Here is a 15,684-nt window from a genome sequence, read left to right on the forward strand (position 1 = left end):
GGTTTCGCCGCCTATCGGCGCCCAATGGCGCGGTCGCGGGCGCTCATGATATGCCGGCCCATGGCTTCCGATGCCTTCGCAGGGTCACGGGTCGAGATGGCGCCGATCACGGCGAGGTGCTCGCGCATGGTGGGAATCAGAACAGCGTAATTGAGGCGGGTCTGTTCCTGCTTGATAAGCCGAATCTTCAGGAGATTGACCCTGTAGGCGTCGGCGATGATGGCGTTGCCCAGCGCGTCGATGATGAGGCGATGGAAGCTCCAGTCGATCTCCTGGGCTTCATCCACCAGTTCGGTGGTGATTCCCCCATTGGCTTCCGCCCGCTCGCAGGTGGCGATGATGCTTTCGTGCTGGTCGAGGAGTTGCGCCAGAACCGAATCGGTCGCTTCGGTCGCGAAGACCGCCGTGGCTTCCTTTTCCAGGAAGAGCCGGAACTGGAAAGCGTCCTGGATCAGGTTGAGGTCCACATGGGCGATCTGCATCCCCCGCTGCGGGATCGTCCGCACCAAGCCTTCCGCCTCGAGGCGTGGGATCAGCTCACGAATCGCCCCCAGCGGCAGGCCCGTGATCTCCACGAGCTCGCGCTGGGAGATGAATTGCCCGGCCCGGATGTCCCGGGCCAGGAGATGCCGCGTGAAGCTGTCATACGCGCGTTCGCGAAGGTTGAGCGGCTCGCGCTCGGCCGACGATGGTTTCACGAACGCGGTCATGGTTTCAGGCAGCTTTCGATGCGAAAGCCGCATCATAGGCGGATGCGACGCGGCTTGCATCCGCAGCCGACAGGGCCATCAAAGGCGAGCGGACCCGGAGCCAGCCGTTATCGCCGGTCCGATGAGCGACGAGCGCCTTCACGGCCGGGGTCACGGGGAACTTCAGAACATCCTCGACGATCCGAACCACCTGATCGCTCTCCTGACCCGCCGTGATCATGGGCTTGAGCCGATCCGGGCAGACATTCGCCATGCCGGAGATGGCGCCCTGGGCGCCGATGCGCACGCCCTGGGCCAAGTGACGCTCGTCGCCGATGAGGATGGCGATGTCCTTGTGGGCCGCCAGGAGCTTCTGCGTGTAGGCCCAATCGCCCGAGGAATCCTTCACGCCGGTGATGATCTGAGGGTACGCCGTTCTCAGGCGGGAGATGAGATCCACCGACAGGGTCACGGCGGTCACGGAAGGGATATTGTAGAGGATAACGTCCCGTGCCCTGTCGCCGAGCTTGTCGAAATAGGACGAGAACCATGCGAACAGCCCGTCGTCGCTCACACCCTTGAAGTAGAAAGGCGGCGCCAGGAGGATCGCACGGCAATCCGCATCGAGAAGGATGGCGGTCTGGTCGAGCGCCTCGTGCAGGGAGGAAGCGGCCACGCCGCCCAGGACGCGCTGGCGCAGATCGATGCCTGAATCGGCAATGGCCTTCAGGATCGTCTGGCGGGCCGGAATGCCCAATGACGGCCCTTCACCGGTCGTGCCGAAAGCCGTGACGCTGTCGCACCCCTGGGAGAGAGCCCATTGGACGTGAGCGGCGAGCTTTGCGCCCTCGACCTGCCCGGACTCGTCGAAAGGGGTCGCGAGGGCGCAGGAAAGACCAAAACGTTCAACAGATTGGGCCACGATTCTACCTCAGCATGGCTCATCTCGAGCCGGAAACACGCTGACATGTTAGTACGCTGTTTTTCTGTTTACAAGCGACGCGAAACGGATTTATGGTCTTTGGACGTTGCTGGACCCGGGGTTCGGGTCATGGTGGCATCCCATTCGACAAGCCGGCACCGGATCAGGCAGAAACGCCGTCCGTAAGAACCAGGCGATCACAACCGAACTGACCCAAGGGTGGAAAATGTCTGAGATCATTGGAAAGAACCTGACGCGCCGGAACTTCCTGGCGACGACCGCCGCAGCCGGTGGCCTGGGGCTCATGGGCGTGCGCCCGGCCTTCGCCAACGTGAACTGGAAGAAGTTCGCGGGCACGACCATCGACGTGAACCTCACGAAAAGCCCCCGCGGCGAACTTCTGACTAAGTACCAGAAGGAATTCGAGGACCTGACGGGCATCAAGGTCAATTCCGAGATGACCCCCGAGCAGCAGCAGCGCCAGAAGGCCGTGATCGAGCTGACCTCCGGCAAGCCGAGCTTCGACGTCATCCACATCAGCTATCACGTCCAAAAGCGCCAGTTCGAGAAGGGCCGCTGGCTCGCCGACCTGTCGGGCTTCCTGAAGGATGCCAACCTTACCGACCCGTCCATGGTCGAGAGCGATTTCGCCGAGGCCGGCATGGCCTTCGCCAAGGACCAGCAGGGCGCGATCCGGTCCCTGCCCTTCTCGGTGGATTACTGGATCGTCTATTACAACAAGGACCTTTTCGCGAAGAAGAACCTGGCGTTCCCGAAGACCTTTGCGGAGATGATCGACACCGCCCAGGCCCTGACGGATCCCAAGGCCCAGACCTACGGCTTCGTGGCCCGCGGCCAGAAGAACGCCAACACGCCGGTCTGGACGAGCTTCATGCTCGGCTACGACATGCCGTCGGTCGATCCCAGCGGCAAGCTGATGACGGACACGCAGGAGGCCATCGACGCCGCCAAGATGTACCAGACCCTCCTGACCAAGGCCTCGCCCACGGGGGTCGCGGGCTTCAACTGGGCCGAGTGCCAGTCCGCCTTCCTTCAGGGCCGGGTGGGTATGTGGTTCGACGGTGTCGGCTTCGCGCCTCCCCTGGAGGATCCGGAGAAGTCCCGCGTGGTCGGCAAGGTCGGCTACGGCGTCATGCCGAAGGGCCCCAAGGTCCAGGCGGCCGCCACCACGGGCGACGGCATCGGCGTCACGGAGGCCAGCACCAAGAAGGAAGCCGCCTACCTCTATTGCCAGTGGGCGATCTCCAAGGAAATGGGCGCTCGCCTCCTTCAGACCGGCTCCGGCGTGCCGTTCCGCAACTCCATCCTGAACGACGCGGAAGTGCGCAAGGGCGTGAAGATGCCGGCCGAGTGGGTCGACGCCGTCGCCCAATCGGCCAAGATCAGCCGCCTGACGCTGCCTGTCATCATACCGGTGACGGAATTCCGCGACACGATGGGCGTGGCGCTCACCAACCTGCTCGCCGGCGCGGACGCAGCGGCCGAGCTGAAGCGCGCGACGGAAGAGTTCAAGCCGGTGCTTGAGCGCAGCGAGCGGGCTTGATGACCGCAGTCTCCACACCCGCTGTCCCTGCCAGCGAAGAAGAGGCCCGCCCCCACAAGGGCGGGCACCTCAAGCCATCCTACTGGCCCTTCGTTCTGCCCGCTCTCCTCGTCGTCGGGGCCGTCATCCTGTTCCCCTGGGTCTTTACGATCTGGATGAGCCTGAACGAATGGCGCGTCGGATCCGACACCAGCTTTGTCGGACTTGCGAATTACATCCGCCTCGCCACGGACATGAGATTCCTCGAATCTCTCTGGCACACGATCCTCTACACCGTCCTGTCGGTGGTCGCCCCCCTGATTCTCGGGACGGCGGCGGCCCTGGCCTTCAACACCAAGCTGCCCTTCCGCGGTCTCCTGCGTGGCATCTTCGTCATGCCCATGATGGCGACGCCGGTGGCCATCGCGCTGGTCTGGACCATGATGTTCCACCCGCAGCTCGGCGTCCTGAACTATCTCCTGTCCCTCGTCGGCATCCCGCCGCAGGCCTGGGTGTTCCATCCGGCCAGCGTGATCCCGTCTCTCGTCCTCGTCGAGACCTGGCAATGGACGCCTCTCGTCATGCTCATCGTGCTTGGGGGCCTCGCGGCTATTCCCCAGGAGCCCTATGAAAGCGCCCAGATCGACGGTGCGAATGCGTGGCAGAAGTTCCGCTACATCACCCTGCCGATGATCTCACCCTTCCTCATGGTGGCGGTCATCATCCGCACCATCGACGCGCTGAAGAGCTTCGACATCATCTACGCCATCACGCAGGGCGGTCCCGGCACGGCCTCCGAGACCATCAACCTCTATCTCTACAGCGTCGCCTTCGCCTATTACGACGTGGGCTACGGCTCCGCCATCGCGGTCGTGTTCTTCCTGCTCATCATTCTGCTGTCCCTGGTTCTGCTGCACCTGCGCCAGCGCGCAGCCTGGTCCTCGGGAGACGGCAAATGAACCTCCGCAAGATCGTCCATGGCACCTGGATGGCGTTCTGTGTCTTTCTGCTCGTGTCGCCCGCCCTGTTCTTCTTCATCTGGATGCTGTCGCTCTCGCTCAAATACGAGATCGACAACGGCGCCTATCCGCCCATCCTGATCCCCGAGCGGATCGCCTGGAAAAACTACGCAGGCGTCTTCGAGTCGAACAATTTCCTGCTCTATTTCAAAAACAGCATCATCGTAACGGGCGGCGCTACGCTCCTGGCCTTGATGGTCGGAGTGCCGGCGGGCTACGGCATCGCCCGGATGCGGGCCACCAAGTCCGCCATGGTGATCATGATCGCCCGCATGACGCCGGGGCTGTCGTTCCTGATCCCGCTGTTTCTGCTGTTCCAATGGCTCGGCCTTCTCGGCACCCTGGTGCCCCAAATCCTGATCCATCTGGTCGTGACGGTACCGATCGTGATCTGGATCATGATCAGCTATTTCGAGACGACGCCCCTGGAACTGGAGGAAGCCGCCATGATCGACGGCGCGACCCGTTGGCAGGTGTTCCGCAACGTGGCGTTGCCGATCGCCAAGCCCGGCATCGTGGTGGCGTTCATCCTGTCGGTCATTTTCTCTTGGAACAACTTCGTGTTCGGCATCGTGCTGGCGAGCCGCGAGACCAGGACCCTGCCGGTGGCCGTCTACAACATGCTGTCCTTCGAGCAGGTCAGCTGGGGACCGCTCGCGGCTGCGGCTCTCATCGTCACGCTGCCTGTTCTGATCTTGACCATCGTGGCGCAGCGCCAGATTATCGCCGGCCTCACAGCCGGAGCCGTGAAGGGCGGCTAAGCGCCCTCACCCATCCATTGATAGGCCCTGTCGGGCCAAGAACGAACGGAAATACGCCATGGCCTCTGTCACCATCCGTGACGTCCGCAAATCCTTCGGTGCCGTCGACATCATCAAGGGTGTGTCGATTGACATCCAGGATGGGGAGTTCGTGATCCTGGTGGGTCCCTCGGGCTGCGGCAAGTCCACGCTGCTTCGCATGATCGCAGGCCTCGAGGACATCTCGGGCGGCGAGATCCGCATCGGATCGCGGGTGGTCAACAACGTGCCGCCGAAAGACCGGGACATCGCCATGGTGTTCCAGAATTACGCGCTCTACCCGCACATGACGGTCGCCCAGAACATGGCGTTCTCGCTCAAGCTCAAGCGCTCGCCTCAAGGAGAGATCGACGAGCGCGTGGCCAGGGCGGCCGAGATCTTAGGCCTCAAGCCCCTGCTGGAGCGGTTTCCGCGCCAGCTCTCGGGCGGTCAGCGCCAGCGCGTGGCCATGGGCCGGGCCATCGTGCGCGATCCGCAGGTGTTCCTGTTCGACGAGCCCCTGTCCAACCTCGACGCCAAGCTGCGCGTGGCCATGCGGGCGGAGATCAAGGCGCTGCACCAGCGCCTGAAGACCACGACGATCTATGTGACCCACGACCAGATCGAGGCCATGACCATGGCGGACAAGATCGTTGTCATGCATGACGGGATCGTCGAGCAGATGGGAGCGCCGCTGGAGCTCTACGACCGGCCCGCCAACCTTTTCGTGGCGGGTTTCATCGGCTCGCCCGCCATGAACTTCATCAAGGGCAATGTCGGCTCCAACGGCTTCAAGGCCGAGAGCGGGCAGACCTTCCCGCTGGCGGCTGCTCCGGCCGCCTCGGACGGGCGCCCGATGGTCTACGGCATCCGGCCGGAGCATATCCGCCTGACGGACGAGGGCGTGCCGGTGGAAGTGGTGGTGATCGAGCCCACGGGGTCGGAGACCCAGATCATCGTCCGGCCCGCGGGCGAGCGCGACAAGCCCGTCGCGGACCATTCCAGCGCCATCACCTGCGTGTTGAAGGACCGCATCGCCGCCCGACCAGGCGACGTGATCCGCATCGCGCCCGACCCAAAGAGCATCCATCTCTTCGATGAAAGCGGCCGCCGGGTCTGACGCCGACCTCCCCTAGGACCGTCATACGCTTGGGCGGACCGATCATTCTCAAGGCTTGGGACCCATGGCAGAACCACGACGCGTTGGAGTCGCTGCGCGATACAGCGACCTCGTCATCCTCGGCGATACGGCGCATTTCTCGGGTTACGTACCGGAGAACTCCGAAGGCCTCACCGTGCGCGAACAAACGCAGGATGTGCTCGACCAGATCGAGCAATCCTTGCGCGAGATCGGCAGCAACAAGACGAAGCTGCTCAGGGCGACGATCTGGCTGTCGTCCATGGGTTTCTACGACGAGATGAACGGCGTCTGGGACGCATGGCTCGAACGGGGACACGCTCCGGCCCGGGTTTGCGTCGAATCGCGACTGGCAAACCCCGCCTACGCGCTCGAAATTCAGGTGACGGCGGCGCTCTGACGGCGGGAGCGGTAGACCTCGCCGGCGAGCATGACCTGACGGATCCGAAGATCCGGACCCCACTCCACTTCCCCTGGATCCAGAACGATCCCATGTTTCGCGAGCGCAGGCTGCATGGCGGCGATCGGGTGATCGTGCGCCATCGCGATCGCTTCGTCGAAAGTGCAAAGCCCCCAGTCCACGACGTTGCGGACGGCATCGTCCAGGGTCAGCGACGAACCGGCCAGGTAGGTGCTCCGGGGCAATCTGACGGTGCCGTCGCCGGAGCGTTCCACGACCATGCCTGCGAATGGGTACTCGCCCGGCGGTGCGTAGGCCGCCGCGACCGCGTCCGTGACGAGGATGGATCGGGCCAGCGACTTGGCGCGCAGCATCACCTTGAGAGCCGAGGGCGGGATGTGGATCCCGTCCGCGATGAATGTGGCCACGAGCCGATCTTCGCTCAGCTGAGCGAAAAGCGAATTGGCGAACTTGTGATGAGTTTGCGCGATCCCATTGCCGAGATGGGTCGACAGCGTGGCCCCCGCCGTCGCCGATCGGCCAATGGTCTCCACGTCGGCGGACGAATGCCCGACCGCCACGATCTTGCCGCCCTCCACGGCTGCCCGCACGAAGCTCTCGCTTCCCGCCTGCTCGGGCGCCAGCGTGATCAGCAAAATCGGCCGGCTCAGGCCCGCTTCCACCCGCGCCACGAGATCGATATCGGGCGGGATCATCACCTCGCGCGGATGGCAGCCCGCATAACCTTCCGTGGGGTTCAGAAACGGTCCTTCGAGATGGTAGCCCGGCACCATGCGGGGCCCGAGGCGGCTCTCGCGCACCGCGTGATCGAGCGCTCGAAAGCGTACCGCCAGGGTCGCCTCATCGGCGGTGATCAAGGTGGGAAGGCAGAGGGTCACGCCGGTTTCCAGCATGCCGGCCAGCGCTCTGTCGAACGCTTCCGGGGTCAGGCCGGCATCGTTGAAGTCGACGCCGGCAAAGCCGTTGACCTGAAGATCGAAAAGGCCCCCGGTGATCATCGGCCTCAACCCTCCTGCGCGTCGGCCAGTGTCTCGGGCGACAGGCGCGACGCTGCGGGGCGGTCCAGGAAGACCGTACAGCGGGAATGGGTCTTCAGGATCGACGCCGGATAGTCGGGCGTGATCGGGCCCTCGATGGCGGCCTGGACGGCCACTGCCTTGCGTTCGTCCGGGACGGAGATCACCAGCACGTCGCTCTTCAAGATCTGCTGGATGCTCATGGAGATCGCCTTGGCGGGAACATCCTCGAGGGACGGGAACCAGCCCTCCCCCAGTTGCTGGCGGCGGCAGCCTTCGTCGAGCTCGACGACGATATACGGCGACCGGGTATCGAAATCCGCAGGCGGATCGTTGAAGGCCAGGTGGCAGTTCTCGCCGATCCCCGCGAAGCACACGTCGATGGTCTTTCCGTCGATGGCCCTGTTGAGGCGGACGATCTCCTCGTCGAGATCTTCGGCGTCGCCGGTCACCTCCGTGAAGACCGCCAGGCCGGGAACTCGGGAGACGAAACGCTCCTGCAGATAGCCTCGAAAGCTCGCCGGATGGGTTTTGGGCAGCCCTACATATTCGTCGAGATGATAGGCCGAGACCTTCGACCAGTCGATGCCGGGGATCTCAACGAGGGCGCCAAGAACCTCGAACTGACTGGCCCCGGTCGCCACGATGATGTTCGCCTCCCCGCGCTCCGCAATGGCGTTCCTGATCGCGGCGGCACCTTGCGCCGCGGCCGCCGCGCCGAGAGACTGCTTGTCGTCGAAGAGCCGTATATCCATCGTGTCAGCCAATCCTGAGGGTCAGAGCAGGGCCCGTTCGTCGCGGCCCATGAGACGAAAAGCACAATAGATGGCGGCGCCGCTGATGAGAAGCAGAACCGTGGAAAGTGCCGCCGCCGTGCCGTAATCGCCGTCGTTGATCGCGATGTAGATCCGGACCGGCATCGTGGCGGTGCTGCCGACATACAGCACGAGGGACGAGGACAGCTCGTTGATGGCCGTGACGAAGCTCAGCATGCCGCCCGCGATGATGCCGGGAACGATCAGCGGCACCGTGACCTTCATGAAGGCCTGGAGCGGGCTGTAGCCGAGCGAGATGGCAGCCTCCTCCATGCTCGGGCTGACCTGCCTAAGCGCGGAGGCGGACGACCGAACCGAATACGGCAGACGCCGGATGAAAATCGACAGGATGATGATGAGCGCCGTTCCGGTGATGGCGAATGGCGGAGAGTTGAAAGCGGCCACGAACGCGATGCCGACCACGATCCCCGGCATCACATAGGGAACCATGAGGGTTGCATCGAGAGACGAGGTGTTCACGTTCGTCCGGCGCGCCACGAGGCAGCCGATGATGGTGCCGATGGTCACCGTCAGGAACACGGTCGCGGCAGAGAACACCAGGGAGTTCTGGACCACATCGGCGAGGTTGTAGAGGATCCGCCGGTAGCTATCGAGTCCCAGGCCCGGTTGGAACACCGGCCCGTTCGTGCGCCGGATCGAATAGATCGCCGCGATGATGGCCGGCATCGCACCCGCAAGGGCGATGAAGTAGACCGCCACGTGGGCCACCACGTTCCAGACGCCCGTCAGCTTCTTCTTGACGGGCTTGTTGATGAGGTTGCCGTGGTAGACATTCTTGCGGGACATGTAGCGCTGCCCGAAGACGAACAGCATCGACAGGAGGATCAGCATGATGCTGATGGTCGTCGCCATGCCGAGATTGCTGCCGATCTCCGCCGAGTAAAGCGTGTAGGCCTCGGTTGCCAGCACGCTGAAGCCGCGGCCGATGAGCCGTGGCGTTCCGAAATCCGCGATGGAGTGGATCAGGGCGAGAAGCCCCCCCGCCGAGAGAGCCGGCAGGACCAGCGGGAAGGAGATCTTCATCACGCGCTTGAAGGGCGTCATGCCGAGGCTCTCGGCGGCCTCTTCCAGGGAGCGGTTGATGTTCCCGAGCGCGCCGGATGCCAGGAGATAGACGTAAGGATAGAACTTGAACGAGAAGACGATGAGCACGCCCCACATGCCGAAAATGGGCGGCATGAAGAACCCCCACGACATGAGGGTCTGGCGGACGAGACCGTTGGAGCCGAACAGGACGATCCACGAATAGGCGCCGATGAAGGGCGGAGAGACCAGGGCCAGGATCGCCAAGAGCGACACGAACCGGCCGCCCTTGATCTCGAGCCGGGCCATGCAGAAGGCCATGATGGAGCCGAGGACCAGCGATCCCACGAGACCGCCGAAGCCGACGATGAGCGTGTTGACGAAGGCGGTTCGGAAACGCGGCGTCGTGAAGAAGCGCTCGTAATTCGCCAGGGAGAAGTTTCCGGCCGCGTCCTGCATGCTCGACAACAGCACCGATCCCAGCGGGATGACGAGCAGGACGATCAGGATCAGCCAGGCCAGGATGCTGACGACGGTCCAGAAATTGAGCCGCATCTTATCGTGCTCCGAGGGAAACGCGCGCGCCCTGCTGATCGAACCCCATCACGTGACCGCGTCGGAAGGCCAGTGTCACCGGATGTCCCTGTTCCATCGTCAGCGACGGCTCGGGATCCGCGACTTGCACCACCAACTTCCCAACGGAAGTCTTGGCGGCGATATGGGCCTCTCGGCCGAGATAGGTGTACTTTTCGACCGTGCCGGGCACCCGGATCGTGTCGGCCGGCAGGTCGCCCTCGCCGAGGCGGATATGCTCGGGCCGGATCGCCCATTGGCTCAGGCTGGCTGGAGCATCCTGGAGAATCGAAGCTTCGAGGGCCGGGTCGGTCCCGCGTTGAAGCACGTTCATGGTGCCCACGAACGAGGCCGCGAATAGGGTTTGCGGCGATGAGTAAATGTCCTGCGGCGTGCCGATCTGCTGAATGCGTCCCGTGCTCATCACGCAGATGCGGTCGGAGATGGCGAGCGCTTCCTCCTGGTCGTGGGTGACGTAGATCGCGGCGATCCCGATCTTCTTCTGGATATCGCGGATCTCGTCCCGCAGGTCCACGCGGAGCTTGGCATCGAGGTTCGAGAGCGGCTCGTCCATGAGGAGGAGCTTAGGCCTGATCACCATCGCGCGCGCAAGGCCGATGCGCTGCTGCTGCCCGCCCGACATCGCTGCCGGAAGACGGTCCCGGAAATCTGTCAGGCGTGCCGTCGCAAGCGCCTCGGCGACACGCCTCTGGATGTCGGCCGCCGGGACCTTGCGGGCCTTCAGGCCGAAGGCCACGTTTTCGCTGACGGTCAGGTGCGGAAAAACAGCGTAGTCCTGGAACACCATGCCGATGTCGCGCTTGTGGGCCGGCACGGTATCGAGGCGCCGGCCGTCGAGCTTGATATTCCCGTCCGACAATTCGATGAAGCCGGCGATCGACCGTAGCAGCGTCGTCTTCCCGCAACCGCTCGGACCCAGAAGCGTGAAGAACTCGTCCCTTCCCACCGAAAGAGAAACGCCGTCCAGGGCGCGCGCTGCGCCTCCATAGACTTTAGTTGCATTCTCGACTTCCAGATAGGCCATGCGCCCGCCCTTGAACTTATTGCTGCCCTTGCTTCCTTTACACCATAAAGGTCGATGTTTAGATTGCAACATATGGCCGTTCGTTTTGCGACATTCCTTAACGCAGGGTCACACTGCATCTTCGGTCTTCGGGAGGAAGCGATGAAGACGTTCACGAGTTTGGTTGCGGGCGCCATCGGCGTCGTCGCCCTGGGAGGCACTGCCTTCGCGCAGGGCAAGGTCGTTCTCTACACGGCTCACAAGACATCCCTTGTGCAGAAGCTGGCGCCGCAATTCGAAGCGGAGACCGGCATCAAGACCGAGGTCATTCAGCTCGGTTCGAGCGAAATTGTCCGCCGCGCCCGCGCGGAGATGAGCGCCCCGAAGGCCGATGTGATCTGGAGCATCACGGGCGACATTCTTGGCAACAATCCGGACCTCCTGGAGCCCTACAAGCCCAAGGATTTCGACGCCATCGACAAGCGCTTCGTGAAGAGCGACGCGTGGACGCCCTACACGGCGGTGATCTACGTGCTGATGCAGAATACCAAGATGGTGCCTGATGCCGATACGCCCAAAAACTGGGCCGAGCTCAGCAACCCGAAATGGAAGGGCAAGGTCGCCTCCGCCCGCGCCGACAATTCCGGCTCGGCCTTCCAGCAGATGATGACGGTCCTGTCGGTCTTCGGCGACAAGGGGTGGGACGAGTACCAGAAGCTGGCCCAGAACTTCGTCTTCACGGACAGCTCCGGCGCCGTACCGCGCTACGTGGCCGACGGGGAGGCTCCATTGGGCCTGACTCTCGAGGACAATGCGCTTGAGTACAAGGTCGGCGGCGCTCCCGTGAAGATTGCCTACATCGCGGACGGCACGACCGCGTCTCCGGACGGCGTCGCCCTCATCAAGGGCGCGCCTAATGCTGAGAACGGCAAGAAGTTCATCGATTGGGCCCTGACCAAAAAGACCCAGGAGGCCCTCGTCCAGGAAGGCGGGCGCCGGTCCGTCCGCACGGACGTTAAGGGACCCGGCGACGTTCCTCCGCTGAGCAGCCTCAACCTCGTCACCTTGAAGAACATCAAAGATCTGGGCGGCACGGAGGCGATCCTAAACCAGTGGCGCAAGGCCACCGGCCAGTAAGGCCGACCTGCGACACGAGACCTGAGCGAGACTGATGCGGATCGAAGCGTTCTCCCAAGGCAAGGTTTTCCTGCGGCCGGAAGACAACGAAGACAGCTTCATCGTCATCCCAGGCATCGGTTACGCCGTCATCGACGGCGTAACCGACCACAACGGCACCTATTTCGGCGACGTGAAGGCCGGGCGTTTCGCCTCGCAGACCGTCAAGCGGGCTCTGGGCGAGTATCTCCTGTCTCGGCAGGATTCCGGGTCCCGCCCCGATCCGCAGGATCTTGTCGGCCATCTCTCGAAGCGGCTCCGGGAAGCCTATGAGCACCATGGTCAACTCGAAAATGCCCGCGCGGACTTGAACAGGCGTGCCGGCTGCGCCTTCACGGTCGCGATCCATGCGGGCGACAGCCTCGACATCGTGGCGGTCGGCGACGCGGGCGTCCGTCTCAACGGCCGCGACGTTCACCAGATGGCCAAGCCGCTCGATGTTGTGACATCCCTCATGCGGCGCGAGGCCTGGAACCTGTTTGCCGCCGAAGGTTTCGGCGAGCTGGACAGCGACTCGCTCTCCGCTTCGATCAATCGCTACGGCGTCAACCACCAAGCCGATCCGAGGATCACGGATAAGCGCAAGGCGACAATCCGCGAGCGCGTCCTCCAGGCCTTCGCGGGCATGTTCCAAGGGATCCCGCCGGCGGAGGTCGAGCACCTCATCGCGAATGGCATCGCTCATGGCCAGAGACGATTTTCCAACAAGGCGGATCTCGAACTCGCCTATGGTCTCTTGGACGGCTTCGATGTGCCGGATCAGCATGTCCTCCACCTCGCCTTTCCCGTGAAGGATGTCGAGCAGATCGAGCTCTTCTCGGACGGCTATTTCAAGTGCGGGGACGATTTCGGCGTCGCGTCCTGGGAAGAAGCCTTCCGCGAGGTCGAGAAGGTGGACCCTCACAAGATCGGCCCGTACATGAGCACCAAGGGCACCACGTCATCGGCCTACACGGACGACCGAACCTATCTCGGAGTCCAGCTCTAGGGAGCTGCAGGAGAATGCTGGGGCAAGCCATACTCCTTCAAGAGGCCAAGCTCGACGCCGACGAGCGCCAGCGGCTCATCGTCGACGCCATCGCGAAGAAGGGCGCCATCTCGGTCGCGACCTTCGCCCGCGAATGCGGCGTCACCACCCAGACCATCCGCCGTGACCTCGAGAAGCTCGGAGCCCAAGGATTGATCCAGAAGGCCCATGGGGCGGCCTTTGCGGGTCCGGGAACCGTCGTTCAAGCCTACAAGGACCGCAGCGTCACGCAGGTCGAGGTGAAGCGCAGGCTCGTCCAGAGACTGGCGGAATTCATCGAGCCCGGCGCGACAATCTTCGTAGGTCTCGGCACGACTTTCAATTCAGTGCATGAAATCCTGCGAGACCAGCCGAGAATTATCCTGGCGACGAACAATCTGGGCGTCGCCCATAGCTGCACCTTCAATACCGGCGTGACGCTTTTCGTGTTCGGAGGCTACCTGCGCCGCAACGACACCGCGATCCTGGCCGTCACGGATGGCGGCCTGCACGACCGGTTCAAGTTCGATGTGGCCATCTTCGGGGCCAATGCGGTGGATGAGGACGGCGCTTTCCTGGCCTTTGACCCTCTGGAGGCCGAATTCACGCGGGACGTGATCAAGGCCTCTCGCAGGGTCATCTTCGTGATCCAGGAGGAAAAATTCAACAGCCGGGCCCCGCACGTCGTGGCACATATGCAGGATGTCTCGGTCCTCGTCACCAATTGCGACGTGCGCACCAAGGTGGCCAACCCTGAAATCGTCAAAGGGACACGGCTGATCAATATCGAAGGCTGATGGCGGCCTGGCGGCCCGGCGGCCGGGCCGCCGGAGGATGGTCAGCCCGACCCGGTTGAACCATACTGGATCGGCCTACAGGCCAGGGAAACGTCCATGAAGCCGTCCGCCTACGATATCGACCTCGACAAGAACCCTGCCAATTTCCAGGCCCTGTCTCCCCTCACCTTCCTGGAGAGGGCCGCAAGCGTGCACCCGGACCGGACGGCGATCCTTCACGGGTCTCTTCGGCGAAGCTACCGGGACTTCTACGCCCGATCCCGGCGGCTTGCATCCGCCCTGGCGGAGCGAGGCATCGGGCATGGGGACACGGTCTCGGCGGTGCTGCCGAATACTCCGGCCATGCTGGAATGCCATTACGGCGTGCCGATGGCGGGTGCGGTTCTCAACACCCTCAATACGCGCCTCGACGCCCGTGTCATCGCCTTCTCGCTGGACCATTGTGACGCCAAGGTTCTGATCACGGACCGGGAGTTCTCGGAAGTTGTGAAGGAGGCGCTTGGCCTGTGTCGCGTCAAGCCGATGGTCATCGACTATGACGACCCCGAATATGTCGGCCCGGGCGAGCGACTCGGCACGTTGGAATACGAGCAGTTCCTGGCCGACGGCGATCCCGGCTTCGCATGGAACCTGCCGGCGGACGAGTGGGATGCCATCACCCTCAATTACACATCCGGCACCACGGGCGATCCCAAAGGCGTCGTCTATCACCACCGGGGCGCCTATCTTCTGGCCCTCGGCAACATCGTCACCAGCGGCATGGGCCAGCATCCGGTCTACCTCTGGACGCTGCCCATGTTCCACTGCAACGGATGGTGCTTCCCCTGGTCCCTCTCCATCGTGGCGGGCACGCATGTATGCCTGCGCGCCGTTCGCGCCAAGCCGATCTACGACGCGGTTGCCGATCATGGAGTCACGCATCTCTGCGGCGCCCCGATCGTCATGTCGACGCTCCTGGCCGCGCCGGAGAAGCGGGATTTCAGCCAGACGGTCAAGTTCATGACCGCCGCAGCCCCTCCCCCCGAGGCCGTCCTGGCCGCCATGAAGGAGGCCGGGTTCGACGTCACTCATCTCTATGGCCTAACCGAGGTCTACGGACCTGCGGTCGTCAACGAGTGGCATGACGATTGGAACAACCTGCCGCCCGCCGAATATGCGGCCAGGAAGGCGCGACAGGGCGTGCGCTATCCCGTCCTCGAGGCTCTGGACGTGCTCGATCCCCAGACCATGGTCCCCGTCCCGGCCGACGGCGCGACGCTAGGCGAGGTCATGTTCCGGGGCAACGTTGTCATGAAGGGGTATCTGAAAAACCCAGTCGCCACCGCCAAGGCCTTCGAGGGCGGATGGTTCCATTCGGGCGATCTCGGCGTGAAGTATCCGGACGGCTATCTCCAGCTCAAGGACCGGTCCAAGGATATCATCATCTCAGGGGGCGAGAACATCTCATCCATCGAGGTCGAGGATGCCCTTTATAAGCATCCCGCCGTGCAGGCGGCCGCCGTGGTGGCCATGCCCGACGACAAGTGGGGCGAGACGCCCTGCGCCTTCGTGGAGCTGAAGCCCGGCGCTGAGGCGACGGTGGAGACCATCATCGCCTGGTGCCGCCAGCATCTCGCAGCCTTCAAATGTCCTCGCGCCGTCGTCTTCACCGAGCTGCCGAAGACTTCGACCGGCAAAATCCAGAAGTTCCTCCTCAGGGAGCTGGCTCGGGAGCGGGACTGA

General features: G+C 63.4%; 15 protein-coding genes. 9 read left to right on the forward strand and 6 right to left on the reverse strand.

The window, feature by feature from the left end; genetic code table 11:
* Window positions 1-11: 11 nt before the first annotated feature.
* Together ILT42_RS00720 and ILT42_RS00725 are read right to left on the reverse strand one after the other, a co-directional pair.
* Window positions 12-698: a GntR family transcriptional regulator gene (locus ILT42_RS00720; protein WP_204213390.1), complete on the reverse strand. Its 687-nt coding sequence runs from the start codon at window positions 696-698 to the stop codon at window positions 12-14.
* A 16-nt stretch (window positions 699-714) separates the two neighbouring features.
* Window positions 715-1,611: a dihydrodipicolinate synthase family protein gene (locus ILT42_RS00725; RefSeq protein WP_204213391.1), complete on the reverse strand. Its 897-nt coding sequence runs from the start codon at window positions 1,609-1,611 to the stop codon at window positions 715-717.
* Between the two features lie 226 nt (window positions 1,612-1,837).
* Here ILT42_RS00725 and ILT42_RS00730 point away from each other — a divergent pair, with 226 nt between their 5' ends.
* The 5 genes from ILT42_RS00730 (at window position 1,838) to ILT42_RS00750 (ending at window position 6,490) form a co-directional block, all read left to right on the forward strand.
* Window positions 1,838-3,175, forward strand: coding sequence for an ABC transporter substrate-binding protein (locus ILT42_RS00730; RefSeq protein ID WP_204213392.1), 1,338 nt, complete (start codon window positions 1,838-1,840; stop codon window positions 3,173-3,175).
* Entirely contained in the window at window positions 3,175-4,113 is a 939-nt protein-coding gene (locus ILT42_RS00735; RefSeq protein ID WP_204213393.1) for a carbohydrate ABC transporter permease, read from the forward strand. The genes ILT42_RS00730 and ILT42_RS00735 overlap by 1 nt, the downstream gene beginning before the upstream one ends.
* The gene (locus ILT42_RS00740) at window positions 4,110-4,934 is read left to right on the forward strand and encodes a carbohydrate ABC transporter permease (protein ID WP_204213394.1); all 825 of its coding nucleotides are present in this window, start codon (window positions 4,110-4,112) and stop codon (window positions 4,932-4,934) included. The genes ILT42_RS00735 and ILT42_RS00740 overlap by 4 nt, the downstream gene beginning before the upstream one ends.
* Before the next feature lie 58 nt (window positions 4,935-4,992).
* Complete coding sequence (locus ILT42_RS00745; RefSeq protein ID WP_204213395.1) at window positions 4,993-6,072, forward strand: ABC transporter ATP-binding protein; 1,080 nt, start codon at window positions 4,993-4,995, stop codon at window positions 6,070-6,072.
* A 64-nt stretch (window positions 6,073-6,136) separates the two neighbouring features.
* On the forward strand, window positions 6,137-6,490 hold the full coding sequence (locus tag ILT42_RS00750; RefSeq protein ID WP_204213396.1) for a RidA family protein: 354 nt from the start codon (window positions 6,137-6,139) through the stop codon (window positions 6,488-6,490).
* Here ILT42_RS00750 and ILT42_RS00755 read toward each other — a convergent pair.
* Genes ILT42_RS00755 through ILT42_RS00770 form a run of 4 tightly spaced genes read right to left on the reverse strand, consistent with a single transcriptional unit; the run spans window position 6,469 to window position 11,004 of the window.
* Window positions 6,469-7,509: an N-acetylglucosamine-6-phosphate deacetylase gene (locus tag ILT42_RS00755; protein ID WP_204213397.1), complete on the reverse strand. Its 1,041-nt coding sequence runs from the start codon at window positions 7,507-7,509 to the stop codon at window positions 6,469-6,471. The two genes, ILT42_RS00750 and ILT42_RS00755, sit on opposite strands and share 22 nt — an antisense overlap.
* 5 nt (window positions 7,510-7,514) lie before the next feature.
* The gene (locus ILT42_RS00760) at window positions 7,515-8,282 is read right to left on the reverse strand and encodes a glucosamine-6-phosphate deaminase (RefSeq protein WP_204213398.1); all 768 of its coding nucleotides are present in this window, start codon (window positions 8,280-8,282) and stop codon (window positions 7,515-7,517) included.
* 21 nt (window positions 8,283-8,303) lie between these two features.
* On the reverse strand, window positions 8,304-9,941 hold the full coding sequence (locus tag ILT42_RS00765; RefSeq protein ID WP_204213399.1) for an ABC transporter permease: 1,638 nt from the start codon (window positions 9,939-9,941) through the stop codon (window positions 8,304-8,306).
* Between the two features lies 1 nt (window position 9,942).
* Window positions 9,943-11,004: an ABC transporter ATP-binding protein gene (locus tag ILT42_RS00770; protein ID WP_204213400.1), complete on the reverse strand. Its 1,062-nt coding sequence runs from the start codon at window positions 11,002-11,004 to the stop codon at window positions 9,943-9,945.
* Window positions 11,005-11,145: 141 nt separating this feature from the next.
* Here ILT42_RS00770 and ILT42_RS00775 point away from each other — a divergent pair, with 141 nt between their 5' ends.
* From ILT42_RS00775 to ILT42_RS00790, 4 genes are all read left to right on the forward strand, one after another.
* Window positions 11,146-12,120 carry an extracellular solute-binding protein gene (locus ILT42_RS00775; protein ID WP_204213401.1) on the forward strand — a complete coding sequence of 325 codons (975 nt, stop codon included), beginning with the start codon at window positions 11,146-11,148 and terminating at the stop codon, window positions 12,118-12,120.
* 34 nt (window positions 12,121-12,154) lie between these two features.
* Entirely contained in the window at window positions 12,155-13,147 is a 993-nt protein-coding gene (locus tag ILT42_RS00780) for a protein phosphatase 2C domain-containing protein (protein WP_204213402.1), read from the forward strand.
* Between the two features lie 14 nt (window positions 13,148-13,161).
* The gene (locus tag ILT42_RS00785; RefSeq protein ID WP_204213403.1) at window positions 13,162-13,962 is read left to right on the forward strand and encodes a DeoR/GlpR family DNA-binding transcription regulator; all 801 of its coding nucleotides are present in this window, start codon (window positions 13,162-13,164) and stop codon (window positions 13,960-13,962) included.
* A 96-nt stretch (window positions 13,963-14,058) separates the two neighbouring features.
* On the forward strand, window positions 14,059-15,684 hold the full coding sequence (locus ILT42_RS00790; RefSeq protein ID WP_204213404.1) for an acyl-CoA synthetase: 1,626 nt from the start codon (window positions 14,059-14,061) through the stop codon (window positions 15,682-15,684).

Source organism: Microvirga pudoricolor (assembly GCF_016892705.1).
Lineage (GTDB): Bacteria > Pseudomonadota > Alphaproteobacteria > Rhizobiales > Beijerinckiaceae > Microvirga > Microvirga pudoricolor.